This window comes from Anaeromassilibacillus sp. 1001302B_160321_C8 (assembly GCF_015554745.1).
Taxonomy (GTDB): domain Bacteria; phylum Bacillota; class Clostridia; order Oscillospirales; family Acutalibacteraceae; genus Anaeromassilibacillus; species Anaeromassilibacillus stercoravium.
In genome coordinates this window covers 1-17,254 of record NZ_JADNJD010000017.1, presented here as the reverse complement: position 1 = coordinate 17,254, position 17,254 = coordinate 1, and the positions used below count along the sequence as shown (strand labels likewise).

General features: G+C 56.6%; 20 protein-coding genes. 19 read left to right on the top strand and 1 reads right to left on the bottom strand.

The window, feature by feature from the left end:
* Nucleotides 1-146: 146 nt before the first annotated feature.
* The 6 genes from I2E77_RS11270 to I2E77_RS11245 all read left to right on the top strand — a co-directional run bounded on the left by I2E77_RS11270 (nucleotide 147) and on the right by I2E77_RS11245 (nucleotide 6,180).
* Entirely contained in the window at nucleotides 147-872 is a 726-nt protein-coding gene (locus I2E77_RS11270; RefSeq protein WP_195451241.1) for a sigma-70 family RNA polymerase sigma factor, read from the top strand.
* The gene (locus tag I2E77_RS11265; protein ID WP_195451240.1) at nucleotides 869-2,014 is read left to right on the top strand and encodes an anti-sigma-I factor RsgI family protein; all 1,146 of its coding nucleotides are present in this window, start codon (nucleotides 869-871) and stop codon (nucleotides 2,012-2,014) included. The genes I2E77_RS11270 and I2E77_RS11265 overlap by 4 nt, the downstream gene beginning before the upstream one ends.
* 110 nt (nucleotides 2,015-2,124) lie before the next feature.
* Nucleotides 2,125-3,339, top strand: a complete 1,215-nt coding sequence (locus I2E77_RS11260) for a PepSY domain-containing protein (RefSeq protein WP_195451239.1) — start codon at nucleotides 2,125-2,127, stop codon at nucleotides 3,337-3,339.
* Complete coding sequence (locus I2E77_RS11255; RefSeq protein ID WP_207738250.1) at nucleotides 3,329-4,027, top strand: polyphosphate polymerase domain-containing protein; 699 nt, start codon at nucleotides 3,329-3,331, stop codon at nucleotides 4,025-4,027. The genes I2E77_RS11260 and I2E77_RS11255 overlap by 11 nt, the downstream gene beginning before the upstream one ends.
* 25 nt (nucleotides 4,028-4,052) lie before the next feature.
* Nucleotides 4,053-4,724, top strand: a complete 672-nt coding sequence (locus I2E77_RS11250; protein WP_195451238.1) for a DUF4956 domain-containing protein — start codon at nucleotides 4,053-4,055, stop codon at nucleotides 4,722-4,724.
* 4 nt (nucleotides 4,725-4,728) lie between these two features.
* Nucleotides 4,729-6,180, top strand: coding sequence for a CotH kinase family protein (locus I2E77_RS11245; RefSeq protein WP_195451237.1), 1,452 nt, complete (start codon nucleotides 4,729-4,731; stop codon nucleotides 6,178-6,180).
* Nucleotides 6,181-6,364: 184 nt separating this feature from the next.
* Here the strand turns inward: I2E77_RS11245 and I2E77_RS11240 are convergent, their stop codons facing one another.
* On the bottom strand, nucleotides 6,365-7,075 hold the full coding sequence (locus tag I2E77_RS11240) for a tRNA 2-thiocytidine biosynthesis TtcA family protein (protein WP_195451236.1): 711 nt from the start codon (nucleotides 7,073-7,075) through the stop codon (nucleotides 6,365-6,367).
* Between the two features lie 73 nt (nucleotides 7,076-7,148).
* Here I2E77_RS11240 and I2E77_RS11235 point away from each other — a divergent pair, with 73 nt between their 5' ends.
* From I2E77_RS11235 to I2E77_RS11175, 13 genes are all read left to right on the top strand, one after another.
* Nucleotides 7,149-7,382, top strand: coding sequence for a hypothetical protein (locus I2E77_RS11235; RefSeq protein ID WP_195451235.1), 234 nt, complete (start codon nucleotides 7,149-7,151; stop codon nucleotides 7,380-7,382).
* A gap of 103 nt (nucleotides 7,383-7,485) precedes the next feature.
* Entirely contained in the window at nucleotides 7,486-7,914 is a 429-nt protein-coding gene (gene rplM / locus I2E77_RS11230; RefSeq protein WP_087234568.1) for a 50S ribosomal protein L13, read from the top strand.
* Nucleotides 7,915-7,929: 15 nt separating this feature from the next.
* A complete protein-coding gene (gene rpsI, locus I2E77_RS11225) occupies nucleotides 7,930-8,331 on the top strand; it encodes a 30S ribosomal protein S9 (protein WP_054324959.1) in 402 nt (133 codons plus the stop codon).
* A gap of 585 nt (nucleotides 8,332-8,916) precedes the next feature.
* Nucleotides 8,917-9,150 (top strand): hypothetical protein, encoded by a 234-nt coding sequence (locus I2E77_RS11220; protein ID WP_140400398.1) that lies wholly within the window; start codon nucleotides 8,917-8,919, stop codon nucleotides 9,148-9,150.
* Nucleotides 9,151-9,616: 466 nt separating this feature from the next.
* Nucleotides 9,617-10,909: a 3D domain-containing protein gene (locus I2E77_RS11215; RefSeq protein ID WP_195451234.1), complete on the top strand. Its 1,293-nt coding sequence runs from the start codon at nucleotides 9,617-9,619 to the stop codon at nucleotides 10,907-10,909.
* Nucleotides 10,910-11,244: 335 nt separating this feature from the next.
* Nucleotides 11,245-11,550, top strand: coding sequence for a hypothetical protein (locus I2E77_RS11210; protein WP_195451233.1), 306 nt, complete (start codon nucleotides 11,245-11,247; stop codon nucleotides 11,548-11,550).
* 83 nt (nucleotides 11,551-11,633) lie between these two features.
* A complete protein-coding gene (locus I2E77_RS11205) occupies nucleotides 11,634-11,894 on the top strand; it encodes a hypothetical protein (protein ID WP_087235060.1) in 261 nt (86 codons plus the stop codon).
* A 481-nt stretch (nucleotides 11,895-12,375) separates the two neighbouring features.
* Entirely contained in the window at nucleotides 12,376-13,017 is a 642-nt protein-coding gene (gene rpe / locus I2E77_RS11200) for a ribulose-phosphate 3-epimerase (protein WP_195451232.1), read from the top strand.
* Nucleotides 13,014-14,240 (top strand): 4Fe-4S dicluster domain-containing protein, encoded by a 1,227-nt coding sequence (locus I2E77_RS11195; RefSeq protein ID WP_195451231.1) that lies wholly within the window; start codon nucleotides 13,014-13,016, stop codon nucleotides 14,238-14,240. The genes rpe and I2E77_RS11195 overlap by 4 nt, the downstream gene beginning before the upstream one ends.
* A 1-nt stretch (nucleotide 14,241) precedes the next feature.
* The gene (locus I2E77_RS11190) at nucleotides 14,242-15,213 is read left to right on the top strand and encodes an RnfABCDGE type electron transport complex subunit D (protein ID WP_195451230.1); all 972 of its coding nucleotides are present in this window, start codon (nucleotides 14,242-14,244) and stop codon (nucleotides 15,211-15,213) included.
* Nucleotides 15,203-15,871: an Rnf-Nqr domain containing protein gene (locus I2E77_RS11185; protein WP_191405964.1), complete on the top strand. Its 669-nt coding sequence runs from the start codon at nucleotides 15,203-15,205 to the stop codon at nucleotides 15,869-15,871. Before I2E77_RS11190 ends, I2E77_RS11185 begins: the two co-directional genes overlap by 11 nt.
* Nucleotides 15,868-16,461 carry an Rnf-Nqr domain containing protein gene (locus tag I2E77_RS11180; RefSeq protein WP_195451229.1) on the top strand — a complete coding sequence of 198 codons (594 nt, stop codon included), beginning with the start codon at nucleotides 15,868-15,870 and terminating at the stop codon, nucleotides 16,459-16,461. Before I2E77_RS11185 ends, I2E77_RS11180 begins: the two co-directional genes overlap by 4 nt.
* A gap of 583 nt (nucleotides 16,462-17,044) precedes the next feature.
* Nucleotides 17,045-17,254 (top strand): TasA family protein (locus tag I2E77_RS11175; RefSeq protein WP_243252607.1); only part of this gene is annotated, 210 nt, incomplete at its 3' end.

The window sequence follows — 17,254 nt, the reverse complement described above, 5'->3', positions numbered from 1 at the left end:
TTAACCCGCATCCGTTTTGCTTTCCCCTTGTGCTTTGTATGATATTATAATGGAACATTCTAAATAATTTTTTCAGTTCCTTTGTTATCGACCCCGGTTTTAAAAAACAGGGGCCGTATTTCTATAAATGGGGGGGAATCTGCTGCATGCGTGACGAACACAAAATCATTCAACAGGTCTATGCGGCAAAGGAAGATGTGGAGGCGGCGGACCGTCTGATCGGCATATACATGCCCTTTATCAAGGCGGAAACGGCAAAATATTTAAAACGACCGCCGGTGGAAGGGCACGATGACGAGTTGAGCATCGCGATGATCGCATTTCATGAGGCGATCGGCGGATATTCCCGCGCCCGGGGGGCTTTCCTGAAATATGCGGCGATGCTGATCCGGAGCCGTCTGATCGATTACAGCCGCAGGGAACGGCGGCACAGCCGTACCCTTTCGCTGGACACGCCGGCGGGGGAAGAGGATGCGGCGCTTTTGGATACGCTGCCGGAAGAAAGGGATCACCAGGAGGAAATGCTTTCCCGGGACGCTACCCGTGCGGAAATCGAGGAGTTGACCCGGCAAATGCAGGAATTTGGCGTCAGCATCAGCGACGTGGCGGACAACTGCCCCAAGCAGCAGCGCACGTTGGCCGCGTGCCGGCAAGCGCTGCAATATGCAAGGGAAAACCCGGAGCTCTTCGATGTGCTCTTACATACCAAAAAACTGCCGGTTGGACAGCTCGCGGCCGGCAGCGGCGTGGAACGCAAAACGCTGGAGCGGCATCGCAAATACATGGTCGCGCTCCTGTTGATTTATACCAATGGATATGAAATCATTCGAGGCCATTTAAAACAGGTGATGAAAGGAGTGGCGGCAAAATGAGTTATGTCGTTATGGAATGCCACCCCGGTTACGTGGTTTTACTGGATGAAGAGGGCCGGTTTTTAAAAGCGGCAAATCTCCGCTATGAGGTGGGGCAGACGGTATACGATCCGGTGCTGATGAAAGAGGGACCGGTCAAACAACGCCGCACGGCCCGATGGGTCTGCAGCGGGGTTGCGGCAATCGCGGCCTGCTTCCTCTTCCTCTTTGGGTTCGGCTATTACCAGGACTATATACAGCCCTATTCATCCATCTACCTGACCATCAATCCGGAGGTCCAGATGGACCTGAACCGGCATGGGGACGTTGTGGGGCTGGTTGGAACAAACGAAGACGGGGAGAAGCTCCTGGAGGGCTACGACGGCAAGGGGAAGGACAAAGTGATCGTTGCCGATGAACTGGTCGACCGGGCGATTGCGATGGGCTTCCTTTCCGAAGGGGGCCAGGTTTCCATTTCCATCGACTCCCCGGACGACATCCTGTTCCAGGAATACGGGACGGAGCTGCGCACGGAAGTGGAGGAACATCTGGCCGGGCGGATGACGGTTACCGTCGAAATTGTGGACCATAAGAAGGGGCGGCAGGAGCCGCCGGAGAGCGCTTTGTCCGCGGCGCCTTCCCGGCCCGCACAAACGCAGCCGGAGCCGGCGTCCGAACCGGCGGAGCCAGCCGTTGCGCCACCGGCATCTTCCGAGCCCCAAAACACTGGCGGCCAGGACAGCACCAATCCGGCAGGGACGTCCAGCTACAGCGATACCAACGATGGCCCGGGCAACGGCGGTGCGGCCAATGACCCGCCGCCCACCGGCAGCACGCCCGCCCCAGCGGATACGGACTACGGACCCGGCAGCGACGGCGTGACGGATTACAGCGATGGGAACACCGGCAATGGCCAGAACAGCGGCGGGGTTTCCGGCAATCCGCCGCCCGCTAGCAGCCAGCCCGTCCCAGCGGATACGGACTATGGGCCCGGAAACGACGGCGCCACGGACTACAGCGATGGGGATACCGATGACGGTCCGGACGAGGAAGGCGGTACAAACGATGGCGGTACGGACTACGACGGCGGCAACGACCGCGGGGATGATGACGGCGATGACGATGATGACGACGACGATGACGGCGAAGACAGCGATGATTAAATTTAAAAAATTTTTCCAAGAGACCCCGGTTCCTGAAACGCCCCTCCGTAATCTATGGGTGTAAGGCAAAACAAAAGCCACCTGAAATAAGATTGAGAGGAGTTATCAAAATGAAATTGAGAAGAAAAATCTTTGCAGCGGTCTCTTCCCTGGCGATTTTCACAGCAGCCCTTCTGACCGGCTGCGGCTCTCCGGAAACACCGGCAGCCGAAGGCGCTGCGCTGAAAGAAACGGGAACCCTCATGCTGAGCGTGAACCCTGAGATTCAAATCGATTACAACAAAGAGGGAAAAGTGATCGCCCTCGCCGGCCAGAATGAAGAGGGGAAGGGGATTGTAGAAGCCTACCCGGATTACATCGGCAAGAACTGCGACGTTGTCTTGAGAGATCTAGTTGAGAAAATCAACGAGGCCGGATACTTTGTAGAGGACATCGACGGGAACGAAAAGAATATTGTGTTGCAGTTGGAACCCGGATCGGTACTCCCAAGCGACCATTTCCTGGCGGATATGAGCGCCAGCACCCAGGCGGTGGTCAAAGAGATCAGCCTTTCTTCCGGGATTGTGACCATTGACGGCGACGATTATGACCCCGCATATGCGAAGGGCGGGGAGCCCTCCCCCTACATCACCCTGGAAAAAGCGCAGGAGATTGCCCTGACCCAGGCCAACGTTCCGGCAGAAGACGCCGTGTTTGACGACAAGGAGTTCGACCACGACGACGGGACCCCGGTTTTTGAACTGGAGTTCACCGCCAATGGCAATGAATACGAATACGATGTACACGCGGCCACAGGGAAAGTGGTCAAAGCCGGGCACAAGGCAGTCAATGCGCAGGCCGGGCAGCAGCAGACGGGTTCCTCCGGGGATTACAACGACACGGACTACGGCCCGAACAACGACGGTGTGACGGATTACAACGATACGGACTACGGCCCGAACAACGACGGTGTGACGGACTACAACGACACGGACTATGGCCCGAACAATGACGGTGTGACGGACTACAACGACACGGACTATGGCCCGAACAATGACGGTGTGACGGACTATAACGACACGGACTATGGCCCGAACAACGACGGTGTGACGGATTACAACGACACGGACTACGGCCCGAACAACGACGGCGTGACGGATTACAACGACACGGACTACGGCCCGAACAACGACGGCGTGACGGATTACAACGACACGGACTATGGCCCGAACAACGACGGGGTCACGGACTACAGCGGCGCAACCCATTACGGCGACACCAACTATGACGACGGCGGCAGCGACTACAGCGACAACGACGATGGGAATTCCGACTATGACGGCTAACCCGCCGGAGGCCATCCCTCTGCGGCACGAATACAAGCACCAGATCAACCTGCGGGAAGACCTGGTGCTTTCCCAAAGGCTGCGCAAATTGTTTCCCCATGACCCGCATGCAGGGGCGGACGGATGCTACCGGGTGACGAGCCTCTACTTTGATACCCCCTATGACAGCGCCCTGCGGGAGAAGCTCGACGGGGTGAACCGGAGGGAAAAATTCCGCCTGCGCTATTATGGGGCGGATCCCTCCTTTATCCGCTTGGAAAAAAAGTTTAAGCAGAACGGCCTGTGCGGAAAGCGCAGCGCCCGCATGACGGCGGAGCAGGTGCAAAGCCTTCTGGCCGGCGAATACGGGTTCCTGTTGGACTCCGGGGAACCGCTCTTCATAGAGCTTTACAGCAAACTGCAAGGGAAGGGCCTGCGGCCGAAAACCATCGTCCGCTACGACCGCGAAGCGTTCCTTTATGCGCCAGGCAATGTGCGCATTACCCTGGACCGGGACATCTGTACCGGGCTGGGGAACGTGGATTTCCAAAACCCAGACACGTTTTACCTGCGGGCGCTGGAACAGAGCACGGTGCTGGAGGTCAAATACGATGCGTTTTTACCGGAGCTTGTCCGCATGGCGGTGCAGGTTCCCGGAAGGCAGGCGGCGGCTTGCTCCAAATATGCTGTATGCCGCAGGTTTGATTAAAGGAAAATCGGGAGGAACGGCTGAAATGACTTTTCAGGATATTTTCAAATCCAGCTTTCTGGAGAACATCGCCAGCATCTCCATGCTGGACATGGCGATCGCCCTTGTCTTGGCCTTTCTGTTGGGGCTGTTTATCTTTTTTGTCTATAAAAAGAGCTACAGCGGGGTGATGTATTCCGCCAGCTTCGGCGTGACACTGGTCGCCCTTTCGCTCATCACCACGCTGCTGATTATGACGGTCGTGAGCAACATTGTGCTGTCCCTCGGCATGGTGGGCGCCCTGTCCATTGTGCGCTTCCGCACGGCGATCAAGGAGCCCATGGACATCGCCTTTTTGTTCTGGTCGATTGCGGTGGGCATTGTGCTGGCGGCCGGCCTCATCCCTCTGGCGGTGTTCGGCAGCATCTTTATTGGGGCGGTGCTGGTCGCATTCTCCAAAAGGAAGACGGTGGATTCGCCGTATATCCTGGTGGCGCATTGCGAAAACAGCGGGATCGAGGAACAGGTGCGCATTTTTGTAAAGTCGCAGGTCAAACGGCTGAACCTGAAAAGCAAAAGCGTGTGCGGCGGCTGCGTGGAGCTGAACTATGAAGTCCGCCTCAAGGATGACAACAGCGCCTTTGTCAATCAGCTGGAGGCCATGCCCGGCGTTTCCCGGGTGGTGCTTGTCTCCTACAACGGCGATTATATGGGATAAAGCGATGATAAAAAGTGCATGGATCGACCGGATCTGCATCGGCGCGGCAGCGTTGGCGGCCCTGCTTGCCATACTGCTGATGTTTGGCGAACCGTTGGGGCTCCCAAAGGCCAGCGCCTCACCGGGGTATGCGTCCCGCCTGTTTGACAGCAGCAGGGTACATACCATCGATCTTCAGATCGATGACTGGGGCGCATTTGTCGAAAACGCGGGAAAAGAAGAATACGTCCCCTGTACGGTGGAGATCGACGGGGAGGCGTTCCGGCAGGTGGGCCTGCGCGCCAAGGGGAACAATTCCCTGCGCCTGACGGAAGAGTACGGCCTGTCGCGGTACAGCCTCAAGCTGGAATTCGACCAATTCATTGACGGCGGGAATTACTACGGCCTTGACAAATTGTCACTGGACGCCTCCTTTCAGGACAACAGCTACCTGAAAACCTATATGGCCTATGATATGATGGCGTTTATGGGCGTCCCCACCCCGCTGTGCAGCTATGCGTGGGTGACGGTGAATGGGGAAGACTGGGGGCTGTTTCTGGCGGTGGAAGAACCGGAGGAAGCTTTCGCGCGCCGGAATTTCGGCAAGGATTTTGGGCAATTATACAAGCCGGACTATCGTTCTCTGAAGGAGGAGAACGCCGATGTAGCGCTCAAATACATCGACGGGGACCCGGACAGCTACCCCAACATCTTCGAGAACGCGAAGTTTAAAGCGTCGGAGGCCGACCGGGAACGGTTGGTCGAGGCGCTGCGGGTCTTATCGACCGGCGAAAATTTGGAATCGGCGGTCGATGTGGACGAGGTGCTGCGCTATTTTACCGTACAGGTTTTTGTGATGAACTGGGACAGCTATCTGGGACGCACCGGGCACAATTACTTTTTATACGAGGAGGACGGGATCCTCCGCATCCTTCCCTGGGACTATAACCTATCCTTTGGCACCTATGCCCTGGGGATGACCAATCCCATCAAGGACCCCAACGTGCTGATCAATTATCCCATCAACACCCCCGCAGAAGGGGAGGTTATGCGCAACCGGCCCCTGTATCACAACCTGATGAAGCATGACGAATATTTTGCCCGCTATCACAGGTACTTTGATGAATTCCTTTCGGGATATTTTGAGAATGGCCGGTTTGAAGCCGTCCTCCGGCAGACGGAAAAAAGGATCGCCCCCTATGTGGAACGGGACCCGACGGCGTTTTGCTCCTATGAAGATCACCAGCTGGCCGTGGATACGCTGGAACAGGTCTGCCTGCTCCGGGCGCAGAGTGCCCGGGGCCAGCTGGAAGGGAAAATCCCGGCGACCATCCGCGGGCGGCAGGAACAGCCGGAGGCCGGGGTGGACGCTTCTGCCGTATCATTGGCCGCCCTTGGCGATTTTGAGGATTTGGAGTGGGCAAAGGAGAAGCAGGACGCGGCGCTGGAAACGGTCCTACAAAAAGGGGCGTTGTAAAATAGCTGCCAGGCGATATTGTAAAAAAACGGCATCCAGCGGGAAATACCCGCTTGGATGCCGTTTCTGCGAGATCGTTTAAGGGACGCCTTGTGAACGTTGCCTCTTAGCGTCCTTTGTGCGGTGCGCCCGGTTGTTTCATGGGGCAGGGCCCCTTTGGATGGCTGCTGGCAGGGCAACCCGCTCACCAGCCCGATAGATGCGTCCGCTGCATGGCGCCCATCACCTTGGAGCGCAGGTCGGGGAACTGCTGCTCCAGGTTGGCAAGAAGCGTGGCCGTGTCCTGCCGGCTGGTTGCGCCGTCCGCAGGGCAGGCGCTTTTGACCACGGGGAAGGCGTTCCGGCGCGCGGCGGCCCGGATGGACGCCTCTTCGGTAAAGATCAGGGGGCGGATCATCCAGAGGTCCTTGCGGGAGAGATACGTCTTTGGGGAAAAGCAGGAGAGCTTGCCGCCGTAGAAGAGGTTCATAAAAAAAGTCTGCACGGCGTCGTCGAAGTGATGCCCCAGCGCCAGCTTGTTGCAGCCCGCTTCCTTGGCCATGTTGTGCAGGATGCCGCGCCGCATGCGCGCGCAGAGGCTACAGGGGTTCTTCTCCTTGCGCTCCTCAAAGATGATCTCCCCCAGGCGCGTGCGGCGCAGACGGTATTCCACACCCAGGGAGGCGCACAGGGAGGCAATAGGGCTGTAATCCGTCTCCTGGCCGCCAAAGCAGGGGTCGGCCGTCAGCGCGACGACCTCAAAAGGCTGCGGGTAGTAGTCCCGCAGGCGGGCCATGCCGCAGAGCAGCGCCAGGGAGTCCTTCCCGCCGGAGACGCCGACCGCGATGCGGTCCCCGGATGATACCATTTCGTAGCGCTCCATGGCGGCGCGCATCTCCCCCATAATCTTTTGCATGAATGATCCCCCGTTCCGTCTCAAGCCGCTCCCGGCCATATACCTATATTATATAATGTATAAGAGCGTTCCAATGGATTCCGTGCTATTATACCGGAAACGCGGCAAAAAGAAAAGCGCTACCCGAATTGACATTTCTTTAACAATTGAAATGACGGGGGAGTTTGCAGGAGATAATTGGCCAAAAATGCGAGAAAACGGAAGCTATCCGCAAAGTAAATTAAAAATTTCGCGTTTTGGTCTTGACACCGTGCGCCGCAGATGGTATATTAAGAACCGCACTGTAGGAAGTGCCATGCCTTTTTGAGGGATGGCCGTCCCGCCAAGAGCCTATCCCTGAGCCGCCGGAAACCCTGCGGCGATTCAGGGATAGGCTCGGGAATCTTGAAAGAATATTGGAGGTAAACGCTATGTCCACGTATATGCCCAAGGCCGGCGAAGTCGACCGCAAGTGGTATGTGATTGACGCGGCAGGAAAGCCGCTGGGCCGTGTTGCTGCCCAGGCTGCGGTTCTTCTGCGCGGCAAGCATAAGCCGACCTATGCTCCCCATGTCGATTGCGGGGATCATGTCATCATCATCAACTGCGCAAAGGCAGTTCTCACCGGCAAGAAGCTGGAGAAGAAGTTCTATTACCGCCACACCGGTTATATCGGCCACCTGAAGGCGGTCCGCTATGACACCCTCATGGAACAGCGTCCGACCAAGGCGATGGAATTGGCCGTCAAGGGCATGATTCCGAGCACCACCATCGGCCGCGCTGCATTGACCAGACTGCGTTTGTTTGACGGCGCGGAGCACAAGCATGCCGCCCAGAAGCCCGCAGCCTGGGAGTTATAAGGGAGGGACTGAACTATGTACGAGAAAGCGCCTTATTTTTACGGAACTGGCAGAAGAAAGAGCTCCGTCGCCCGTGTGCGCCTGTACCAGGGCACCGGCAAGGTGACGATCAACGATCGTGACATCGACGATTATTTCGGTCTCGAGACCCTCAAGCTGATCGTGCGTCAGCCGCTGGTGCTCACCGAGACCAACGAGAAGTTCGACGTTGTCTGCCGTGTGGCAGGCGGCGGCGTAACGGGACAGGCCGGTGCAATCCGCCACGGCATTGCGCGCGCCCTGTTGCAGTACGATTCCGAGAACCTCCGCGCCTCTTTGAAGAAGGCCGGCTTCCTCACGCGCGACCCGAGAATGAAGGAACGCAAGAAATACGGCCTCAAGGCAGCACGTCGTGCTCCGCAGTTCTCCAAGAGATAATTGCGCGCCTGGAGTCCCATTTCAAAAGCATTCGAAGCCTCCCACGGAATTTCCCGTTGGGAGGCTTTTTGCGTGTTCCAAGGGCTTTTTCTGATGTATATAGATGTATATAAGTTTCTAATCAGGATATTTGCAATCGGAGGAAGGGCTTCGTTGCTTTGCGTCTATTTTGATGCGCTCATATTTAAAGGAAAAAGCATGTTGCGTTGGCAAGAAGGTTTCTATTTATATAAAGGAAACTGGGGTGTCTGCTCATGCCGCAGGGAAGGGATTCCCCATCTTGCATACTTTTCCGCCTGCCTTTGCGGAATACTCCCTGTGGGTGGGCAATAAGGCTTCCCATCTGCTTCTGTAGGGCTTTCCCCTGTGGAGCGGAGGATGCAATCATTGCCGTTTGTTGCCGTGGCCCCCGCCGTAGGCGCGAAAGGCACTGTGTGCCCGCCGTAGGCGCGTCCTGACCGGAGGTCCGCGAGAGGCACTGTGTGCCCGCTGTGTGCCTGTGGAAAACGGTGTTTTTGAGCGTGGGCGGCGCCCCAATTCGACCGGCTTTCCACAGAGTTTTCCCTTTCAACGGTGGAAAACTGTGTGGAAATAGTGGAAAACCTTTCAAAAACCCGCTTCAAACCCCAATATACAGTAGGAGGAAAAAGACAGTTGTCCGGTCCGAGAAAAATCCACAGAAACAAGGCTCTCCCTGTGGAAGAGAGGGAAAACTCGTGGGAATCCGGTGGAAAAGCGGTTGAGAAGTGTGGAAAATTGCCGTCCGCCTTTCTCTTGCGCGAAGAAGAAATGCCAAACCTGCAAAATGGAAATCATTGACGGGAGAACTGCCAAAGACATACAATGTCCCCCAAGGCCAATCCGCCCGGAAAGCCAGAGGACAAGCCGTTTTTGGGCTTGTCTCCCCGCATTTTTGCCGCGCTTTTTTCCCGTCCCCTGGCATAAAATACAGGCTTGAAACCTTTGTAACAAGTTTGTAACCGAAAGTTTTTACATTCTGCACAGAAAACACGGTCAAAATCTTCCTAAGCAACGGGGAAATCCGGTCGAAAACGGAAGCTTCTCCGGAAAACGGTGGACAATTCTGATTTTCGACTTGTTCATAATGCTCAAAATCGCGCTTTTTCCAAATTTGACAATGGGCGATTGGATGAATATAATACGTGCATTGACAACCCCAATAACCATGAAGCGGCGAGCGGGAAGATTTTTTCCCGCATGTAGTAATTGATTTACTTTGTCGTAGGCTCTTTTCCCTGCCAAACAGGATGGCTGGGGGAGGGTGATGGCACGAACCGAAATTGCCGCAGAAAAGGAAAAAGGTGAAACAATGTTCAATCAGAATGCGAAGCAATTTGTGGAGAACGCAAAGCGCTTCCTGTGCAAAACCCCGTTGAAACGGTTGACCGCCCTGCTGGTGATGGTCGTGATTACGGTAAGTTCTGTCATCACGGTTATGGCCGCCACGCGCGACGTCAATCTTACGTACAATGGGGAAACCTACACGCTGCAAACAACCAGCGGCGGGACGCAGGACATCCTGAATCAGGCAAAGGCTCAATATCCGGAAATCGAAGTTGGGCCGATGGACGACATCTCCCGTTCGGAGGACGAGACGGCGATCAACCTGACCGTGAAGAGCGCGTATGACGCAACGGTTTTGGCGGACGGCGCCGGCCACACTATGCTTGCTTATTACGGTGAGGACGTGGAAGATGTTCTGGAAAAAGTGGGCGTCACCCTCGGCGTGAACGATGTGGTGGAGCCTGCGAAGAACGAGAAAGTGACGGATGACACGGAAATTACGGTCACCCGCAGATATGAGGTGTCCATCACAGCGGATGGGGAAACGAGAGAGCTCTTGGCCCCCTCCAATACGGTGGCACAGACCCTGGAGGACCAGGGGATTTCCCTTGGTTCCGACGACCTTGTCAGCGTGAATCTGGAGGAGCGTGTGTGTGACGGCATGCAGATCGTCGTTTCCCGCGTTACGTATCAGGATGTCACGGTGACGGAAGAGATTCCTTATGAGACGACAACAAACAAGGATGCGAATCTTGACAAGGGCAAGACGATTGTGGAAGTAGAAGGCCAGGTCGGAAGCCAGTCTGTCGAGAAGCGCCAGAAGTTTATCGACGGCCAGCTTGCGGAGGAGACGGTTTTGAGCACAACCGTGCTCAAGGAGCCTGTCACAAAGGTGGTCACGGTTGGCGCAAAGCCGAAGAACGGCATAGCGATCGTCAATGGGGACGGCACGCTCACGGATCACAACGGCAATACCATTAAGTATTCCAAGGTGGTATCCGGGCGCAGTTCGGCCTATACGGGCGGTGGATATACGTCCACCGGGAAGCCTGCGGCGGTCGGCCTTGTGGCGGTCAACCCGAAGATCATCCCGTATGGAACGAGAATGTATATTGCATCCCCGGACGGCAAGACCGTTTACGGCTATGCAATCGCTGCGGATACCGGCGGCGGCGTAAAGAGCGGCCGGATTGTAGCGGACTTGTACTATGATACGTACAATGAGTGCATCAACTTCGGTGTGCGGAATATGAACCTCTATATCCTTGAGTAAGGTTTCCCCAAAGGGAAACCCTGTTATAGGCAAAAAGAGGCCGGAAATCCCTCTGCGCGGCATTTGCCGCGGGGAGTCGGCTTCGCTTACCCAAACGCCGGAAAGGCCATGGGGTTCTTGGATTGGCAGTGGAATAAGGAATTTCAAGGGGCGCCCTGAAAAGGGCGCTTTTTGTTTTGTCTTTTTGACAGGCTGGAAAGTCTAAAAAGAAGAAACAAATGCGGTGGATCGTTCTTATGTTCGAATTTTTTGGCGGAGGCCCTTGTATTTATAGAACATATGTGTTATTATAACTTTGCAATAGAACATATGAGCGTTTTACAGGAGGGGATAAGATGTTAGCATGTATGGGGATTCTGTTAATAACCGGCGCGTGCGCGCTGTTTGTGAAATACCAGCCGCGGATATTGGAAAATCAAATGCTGTGCGGCATGATGGCGGTCATGGGGCTGGTTTCCCTGCTTGCGGGGCAGGGAAACGGGCTTTTTACCGCTGTACAGGTGGGGCTGGGGGCTGCCATGGCGGTCTGCTGCACGCTGCGGGTGCGCAGGGAGTATGCCTGCCGCCTGCGCCGGCAAAGGAGGATGCGAGCCCTGCACCGCGCGCCGGTGGGGGCTGGGCCGCTCAAACGCGCCAGCTGACCGGTTGACAGAGCTTTTGGCAGGGCGTATACTGGATGGCAAATCATGCGGACCCAAAGGTCCGGTAGGAAGGGTTGTGGGGTTTGTTGGATTACGTATATGCGGCCATGTGGTTTGCCGCCGCCCTGCTGTTGTTCTTCCGGTTTGGGAAGATGAATAAGATCTTCTACTTCGCCGGTGCATTATTCCTGGTGATGGGCGGCTGGTGGCTTGCAGGGGCCATTTTGCAGCAGGATCTGTTTGCCGGCGCGCTGGGCTGGGCGTTCCGCGGGGTGATGGCGGTTGCCTTGGTGCTGCTGTGTATGGCGTATTACCGGGAACGGAAGAAAAGCGGCGGGCAGTGAGGCTGGCAGCCATGCCAAAGAAAAGGCTGAGGTTGTGAAGCTTAACGCTCGATCGGAAGCAAAGCAATTTCTCGGAAAATTGCAATCCATTTTGGGCCGGGGCGCATACTATGAGGGTGCGGGGCAAATATATTTTCCACCGCTTCAGATAGATTGCCCGGGCCCGGCCAAGGCCCGGGCGTCCAGCTGGCCCCGGGATCTTGGCGTCTGTTCGCTCGCGGCGGCAAATGTGCGCAGGGCTTTTGCCCTGCGCACATTTGGCTTTTCTGGGGGACTAGGGATCTGCGCCAAACGAATGAAAGGCGTTTTGGCAAGATGTATAAAGAAGGGTGTTTTCCCAGGGAAGCCTGCGATGCCTTTTCCCAGAAATCACTTGGCGGTGCGCCATTGGTTGAAAAAAAGACCGTTTTCGGCTAAAATGGAGAAAAAGACAACCGGCGCCGCAAGGCGGCCATGGAATTGAAAAAAGGAGGCTGCGGTCATGCTGATTGCACCATCGATGTTGTCCTCGGACTTTTCCAAACTGGGGGAGGAGACCGCGCGGATGGAACGTGCGGGCGCGGATTGGATCCATCTGGATGTGATGGATGCCCATTTTGTGCCGAACCTGACCTTCGGAGCGCCCATTGTGGGGGCGATCCGGCCCTATACGAAGCTGCCGTTTGACGTCCATCTGATGATCAGCGAGCCGCTCCGCTATGTGGATGACTTTTTAAAGGCGGGCGCGGATATCATTTCCTTTCACTTGGAGGCGGAGAGCAGTGTGCATGAGACGATCCGGGCGATCCGCGCGGGGGGCGCAAAGCCCGCCGTGGCCCTGAAGCCCAAGACCCCGGTGGAGGCGGTGCTGCCGTTTTTGGACGACCTCGACATGGTTCTGGTCATGACGGTGGAGCCCGGCTTTGGCGGGCAGTCGTTTATGGCGCCCATGATGGACAAGGTGCGCACCCTGAAAGCCCATGGCGCATTTGTGGAAGTGGACGGGGGGATCAATCCCCAGACGGCGGTTGCCGCGAAGGAAGCAGGGGTGGACGTCTGCGTAGCGGGGACAAGCGTATTCCACGCGCCGGACGCTGCAAAGGCCATTGCAACGCTCCGGGAAGGGAATGGGGTGGTCCTTTGACGTTGTTTCCGCGCGGCGTCCGTCTGGAGCCGCACCGAGAAGAACCGCTCAAACAGGGGATTCAGGAGCTCCCAAAGCCAGCGGAGCTGTGGGTCCCTTTGGTGGGATGTACGGTGCTTTCCGAACGCCTGGTAGAGCCCGGGGATTGGGTGGACAAAGGCGCCCCGCTCTCCGCCCCGCAGCGTTCCGTGCCGGCCCATGCCCCGGCTGCAGGGCGGATCAAGGAGATCCGTGAGCTCCCGCTTCCCCTGCAGGGGACGGTCCCCTGCGCCCTTTTGGTGCCGGACTGGGCGTATGAAGGGCCGGAACAAAAGCCGCCCGCCCAGGGGCAGCAGGAAGAAGTAATTTCGGCCGCGGCATCCGCCGGGATTATCGATGAATTTGATGGCCTTCCGCTGTACAAAAAGCTGAAGCGGTTCCGCAGGCGCGGTGTAAACCTGTTGCTTGCCAATGCGATTGACGACGACCCCTATGTCGCATCCGCGGTGGCCGTCCTGCGGGAACAGCCGCAGAAGGTGGCCGACGGGTTGGCTGCCGCGGCAAGGGCCTGCGGCGCGGCGGAGTGCCGGGTCACCGCCAGCTCCCGCAAGGAGATGAAGCGGGTTCACGAGGCCTGCCCTGCGGTAGAACCAATGCCGGCAGGGGAGCGCTATCCGGCGCGCGCACTGCTCAAGCGGGGCTTATATGCCAAGGGAAACACAACGGGATTCATCGGCGTACAGGCCTGCGCCGCCTTGGCGTCGTTTTTGGAGAATGGGACGCCGCAGACCGAAACCGTGGTCACGGTAGCGGGGGACGCGGTCCCGCACCCATATAACCTGCGTGTGCCGGTCGGGACCCCGCTGCGGGAGCTTCTCGCCTTTTGCGGTGTGGAGGGGACGCCTGGCGCCTGTTTTGTCGGTTCCTCCATCACGGGCAAGCGGGCGCCCGACCTGGACGCCCCGGTGACGCTGGACACGCGCTGCCTGATCGCCTTGCAGCGCCAGCCCCGCTGGAGAACCTATCCCTGCATCGGCTGTGGAAGCTGCGTGCGCGCCTGCCCCCGGGGGATCCGCCCTTGGGAGGTATGCGACCAGCTTTCCCGGGAAAACCCCGATCCCCTGCGCATGGTAAACGTCCAGCACTGCATCGCCTGCGCGGCGTGCAGCCTGGCGTGTCCCTCCGGCATCGACTTGGTCGCGCAGATGCTCCGCGCGGCGGAATTCAAGAAAGGGGGCGAATGAGATGCCTTCGTTGCAGGAAACGCCCTGTTTAAGAAAAGAACGCAGCGTCCCGTCCCTGATGTGGAACGTGACGCTCGCCCTGTGTACGCTGTTGGTGCTCCCAACGGTCTATTATGGATGGCGGCCGCTGGCGATGGCCTTTGTGACGGTGGCCCTCTGCTGCCTGGCGGAGGTCGCGGTCTGCCTGGTCCGCCGCCGCACCATCCATTCGGACCCGTCCCTATTGGTTACCGGCTTGGTCATTGCCCTGTTGATGCCGGTGAACGCGCCCTTTTGGATGCCCGCGGTGGCGGCATTGTTTGCGGTTTTGGTCGTGCGCGCGCCGTTCGGGGGGACGGGCTGCACGCCGTTTAACCCGGCTGCGGCGGGGGTTGCGTTTGTCACCATCTGCTGGCCGGAGCGCATGTTTTCCTATGTGAGTTCCACCATTGGATGGGTGCTGCCGGTGTTCGGGGATTGCACCTATACGGAAGTGCGTTCGCCGGCTGGGGTCCTGAAGGAGGGCCTCAAGCCCGATATCGTGCCGTTGGAGATGCTTTGGGGCCGCTTTGTGGGGCCCATGGGGACGACCGCCATGCTGGTGATCGGCGCATGCGGCCTGTTCCTGGTTTTCCGGCGGATTGCCAATTGGGAAGCGCCGGTATTCTTTTTGCTTGCGGCAGCGCTGTGGGCGGCGCTGTGCCCGCGCATCGCTTGCAGCCCGCTGACGTCCGTCAAATACGAGCTGATGTCCGGTTCCCTGTTTTTCTGCGCAATTTTTATGGTGACGGACCCGGTGACCGCCCCCCGCACCGCGGTGGCGCGGAGCATTTACGGCGCCTTTTGCGGCGCCTTGGTGATGGCGTTCCGCCATTTTGGTGCATATGAACAGGGGGCGTGCTTTGCAATATTGGCGTCCAATGCGATTGCCCCGCTCTTGGACCGGGCGGCCGGCGCGGTGCGCGTATGGGGAGGGAAGATCGTTGAAAGCTAAAACCGAACAAACGCGTCCATCCGGACGTTCCACCCTGCGGGAAACCCGGACGGTCTTTACAAACGGCCTGTTCTTTAAAAGCCCTGTGCTGATCGGGGCTTTAGGGCTGTATCCGGTAGTGGCGGCGGGTTACAACCTGCGCATGGCGGTGGAGCTTTCGCTCCTGTTGTTTTTGATGACGCTCCCGGCGGCCTTGACCTGTTGTTTCCTCGGCGGTTTAGTGCCCAATTGGCTGCGCCCTGGCGCTGTGCTTGCCGTGAACGCCGTGTTCTACTTGCCGGCAGCCTGGTGCTTGAACCAGTTGTTCCCGGGGTCCCTGCATTCGTTGGGGATATACGCGGGGTTGACCATCTGCAATTCGATGGTGTTGTCCCGCTGCAACGACTATGCGCCGTATCATCTGGCGCGCGCTGTACTGGCGGATGTCTTTGGCTGTATGATCGGATATTCCCTGGTTTTGTGTGGGTTTGCCTGTTTGCGGGAATTCCTTCAGCGTGGCAGTGTCTGGAACAGCAATACCGGGACTTACATTGCGGCAGATAAGGGCACAGCCCTGCCGTTCTTTGGGTTTATCCTATTGGGCTTTGCTGCTGCTTTCACCAAATGGGCGGATACCCGGCGGGATAAAAAGGCGGAAAGGCGGGTGCCGCGCGGATGAATATGTTTATGGAGCTCTGCTTGGCCGCGCTGTTGGCGGTTACCGCAGAAAATGTCATTTTTACAGGCGGGATTGGCTTCAGCCGTGTGCTGCGCGCTGCGCGCAAGCCAAAAACCATTGCGCTTTATAGCTGTTTTGTTGGGCTTTTTTCCCTGGCCTCAGCGTTGACGGCCTGCTATTTGGGGCCGGTGCTGTTATCAAACAGCACCCTGCTGTTTATGCGCCCGGCGGTTTATGCGTTCTGTGCGGCGCTGGCCTATCTCCTGGTGGCTTTTGTCTTAAGGACTTTTTTACCGAAAATTTACGGCAAGGTTGGGGCGATCCTTTCGCCTGCTGCGATCAACTGCATCGTGCTGTCGATGCCGTATATGCAGCGCAGTTTTGCTATGCGCCCACATGAGGCGGCAGGATTCGCGATTGGGACAGGCGTAGCGTTCTTTTTGGCTGCACTCGTGCTTTCTGAGGCGTTGGCACGTTACCGCAACGAATATATGCCGAAAGCGTTCCGCGGCTTGCCCTCCGTTTTGATTTATGTGGGGATTCTCTCCATGGTCTTTGTGGGCGTGACGGGAGGACGGCTGTTCGGCTGAGAGGGCGCACGGCGAGGGCCGCCATAGCTTAAGAAGCAATCTTAAAAAGACGGCGTTTTGCTGGATGCTGCGACCCAGGAGGCAATTACGTCTACATCGCCCGTGCGATTTACTGTAAAAGTGGAAAAGGTTGACAAGTATCGAATGATTTCTATTGGTTCGATTGATTCGGTGTGCCGTGGATTTTTCTACGGCACATCTTTTATTTTGGAAAGCTGACTACAATTTTCTGAGTATGATAAATTAGATTTTCATGAAATGCAGCGTGTAAACATGACCTGGAATATAAATTTTGCTTGTTCCTAAATTTTTTAGGAATACAAACGTGTAATTAACAGCTTATAATATATTAAATAGAAAAATGAATCATAAATCGGGGCGAATAATGCATGATTCACCAAAATATAATAATATTTATGGATAAATTATATAGGATATAAATAACCAAATTTTAAATATAGAAATAAAGCAGAACCATAAAATGGTATAATAATACAACAAATAAGGAATGCCTATATTCCTTATTTTGTACGGCCGCAAAGGGCGGCTATTGAGGATGTAAAAATAGAATGGAGGAAAAGACATGAAGGCAAAAAAGAGCAGAGTCATTTTGTCTGGCGTGTCCCTGCTGTTGGTGCTGTGCCTGTTGGTGGGCGGCACAATGGCGTGGTTCACAGACACGGAAAAGGTCGACACGAACTTCACGGCGGGCATCCTGGATGTCAGCGTGAAGCCGGGCGAGGAAGGACAGACGGCCCTCGATTTTAAGAACCTGCGCCCGATGCTGTACGAG